The following is a 1,127-nucleotide window of genomic DNA, read 5'->3' as shown; positions in this document are numbered from 1 at the left end:
AATTCTATCGAATTTAACTTCTTATCCGTTTTTAACGAGAACCTAGGCGAGCACCTTCAACCCGTGCGAGCCCTTTACGAGTTGTAATCTTATCCATGTTTAAATTCTACAAAAAACAGAAATTTAAGCGCCTTCAGAGTACGCTGATGACTGCGTTTCTTGTCCTCAGCATTACGCCTCTTACCATCACTGCGATTTTTTTCCTGCAATCCCATAGTAAAGATCTGCAAGAACAGAGCACTTCACATCTGCTTTCTGTTCGTGATACCAAACAACAACAGATCCTCGACTACTTCGAAGCGCAAGAAACCGAAGTCATGGGATTTGTACGCTCTGAGCTCGCGTATGCCAGTGGTGGTCGTTTTTACGGCCTCGTCAATGCATTTAGCCGTTTAGGCAATGATATTGAAGAAGCACGTGAAAATGCTCAGCAACGTTATATCGAAGGCAGCGGTGACCAAATCAAAACATCGATTTTGCCGGAGTCCTCAAATTATGTCGGCAGTGAGCGTTATCGCTTACTCCACAAACGTTATCACTGGGCATATCTGGAGCTACTCAAACGCTCAGATTTTAATGATATTTTGCTGGTCGATATTAACGGCAACGTGACTTATTCCATCACCAAAGACGACAACTACGGTACTAACCTACTAACGGGGCGCTACAAAGACTCGGCATTAGGTAAAACCTTTAAACGTCTAGCTGATGACGTCAACGAACGCCGCAAAGTGAATGAAGATTATACGCCCGTCATTATTTCTGATTTTGAACTGGAACATGGTCGACAAGTCGCTTGGCTTGGTGCACCTATCGTTCAGCAAGGCTATTTGCACAGCTATGCTATGTTCCGTTTACCAAACAACGGCATTACCAAGCTGATTGCAGATAAAAACCGTGAATCGTCCATCAACACTCTACTGGTCGGCAGCGATCAGCAACCACGTACGATTAATACCAAGCAAGACAGTATTCAAAACAGTCTTGAAGTCATCGATAAAGCTTTAGCGGGACAAACCGACGTTGGCACCTACACCAATGGACTTGGCGAAGAAATTATCGCTGCATTTGCCCCAATTCAAACACGCGGCATTACATGGGCGCTCGTGGTTCAACTTCCAGAAAAA

The 1,127-nt window shown here is 44.5% G+C and carries 1 pseudogene; it reads left to right on the top strand.

Annotated elements, in window-relative coordinates:
• Positions 1-95 precede the first annotated feature (95 nt).
• Positions 96-1,127: pseudogene (locus R8N49_RS25040) on the top strand (hybrid sensor histidine kinase/response regulator); the annotation flags it as partial.

Source organism: Vibrio sp. 1978 (assembly GCF_033344345.1).
This window is presented reverse-complemented; position numbering and strand designations above follow the sequence as displayed.